The organism is Wolbachia endosymbiont of Drosophila barbarae, assembly GCF_044752445.1.
GTDB classification, from domain to species: Bacteria; Pseudomonadota; Alphaproteobacteria; order Rickettsiales; family Anaplasmataceae; genus Wolbachia; species Wolbachia pipientis.
The window spans coordinates 1-1,640 of record NZ_JBIXJM010000005.1; the positions used below are offsets into that span (position 1 = coordinate 1).

The window sequence follows — 1,640 nt, forward strand, 5'->3', positions numbered from 1 at the left end:
ATCCTTTCGTCGTGCTGTTGATTCTGCCTTCCTATGACCTGTTCGGACTATTATGAGAAATGCTATAATATTCTAAATCTCAGTATTTTATGGTGCAGGTTTTGATTTTTAAAACATTATACTTTGTGTAGGGTATAACTACACGCATCAAAGTGAAAGAAAAGCAAAATGATGAAGAAAATGAAAGTTTAAGTTTTCTTCAACGACTCAAGGAGAGAACTTATGCTTTAAAGCCTGTATTAGCAAGAGCCTTAATCACTAAATGAACAATGTCACGCAGAGTTTCATCCTCAATTTTTCTATATTCCCTCACTAGCCTTGATATTTCTTCGCTGCCTACATCGCTATGGAAGGCCTTATCATGTAAGTCTTCAGAGGCTTTGGTAAAAAAATACGACATATCAACCGATAGTACTTCTGCTAATTTATATAACCTATCAACTACAAGCCTAATCTCTCCGCTTTCATATCCTTGTACATGCTGAAATGAAATTTCAAGCTTTTTTCCTAAGTCTCTTTGACTAAAACCACACATTAGCCTTCTTTTCCTTATTCTTTCACCTATTTGTTTATCGATAGGATGTTGTATAGTCATTTTACGTATCAGGTAATATTAACTATGTATTATCACTTTGAGAAAAAGATTTTACCAATATATAAACTGCACTACGTAACCTTTTGCTCTTAATTTCGTTATATCCTTTGACTAACTTTAGTATTTCTTCATCATAAGCTTCATGTGAGTCAGTGTGCATATCAGTAAAAAAGTTAGCAACATCTATCGATAGTGCTTTTGCTAAATCATATAGTCTACTGGCCAAAACACAATTTGAACCATTTTCGTACTTTTGTATCTGTCTATACGAAACACCTATTCTCTTTCCCAATTCGGTCTGTGTCAAAGCACGATCTAACCTAAGTTGTTTTATTTTTTTACCTAATTGCACTTTTCACCTCTTATTCAAATTTACAACAAATTTTATGAAGTGGAAAAAAAGCTAGCAAAGTAATTGCTTTAATAATTTCTGCCTCTCGCTAATTAAATCGTTTGGCCTTACGTATTTTTTCTCAATTTCCCTCATCTCTTTTTCTCGTTCTGCAATGCTATTTCGTATTACTTCAGCCGAGTATCTGCTTTTGCCACTTGCAAACTCTGATCTTAATCTTCTAACCTTGTATTCGAGCTCAGCAAATCTTTCGTGTTGCTCAAGAAGTTCTATCATATGACTAATTTCAGAGTTTAGCTTTTTTTCCTCAACATCTCTTACAATAAAAGAAAGTAGAAGCTTATCTATTTGGTAATCAATATTTGGTTGAGCAGCAAATAGATCAATCATGGCTTTTACGTCAGTGGAATTTGCAACTAGTAAGTTAAAATTACTACATAAAAAACTATAGAATTTTATTGTCTTCTCAAGATAATTTTTCATATCTTGTGATAATTGCAATTCTTTGTGAATTCCTGACAGCAATATTTTTAATTCTTCCAAGTATTCTACATCAAAATCACCTACTTCTGTAGGTAAAAGGATCATTAGCAGCTTTTTTACAAGCTCAACATCATTTGACTTAACTGCATTATAAAGAGCTTTTTCTTTATCTTTTTTTAAATCATAAAGCTCTGATGAGTTATCTATGCT

3 protein-coding genes are annotated in these 1,640 nt (G+C 32.5%); all 3 read right to left on the bottom strand.

Features of this window, described 5'->3' with window-relative positions:
- Positions 1–220: 220 nt before the first annotated feature.
- On the bottom strand, positions 221–595 hold the full coding sequence (locus ACIPNH_RS00085; RefSeq protein ID WP_007549999.1) for a helix-turn-helix domain-containing protein: 375 nt from the start codon (positions 593–595) through the stop codon (positions 221–223).
- A 22-nt stretch (positions 596–617) separates the two neighbouring features.
- The gene (locus tag ACIPNH_RS00090; protein ID WP_007549995.1) at positions 618–947 is read right to left on the bottom strand and encodes a helix-turn-helix domain-containing protein; all 330 of its coding nucleotides are present in this window, start codon (positions 945–947) and stop codon (positions 618–620) included.
- Positions 948–998: 51 nt separating this feature from the next.
- Positions 999–1,640, bottom strand: a 642-nt coding sequence (locus ACIPNH_RS00095; RefSeq protein ID WP_400770759.1) for a hypothetical protein, incomplete at its 5' end; no start/stop codon positions are given.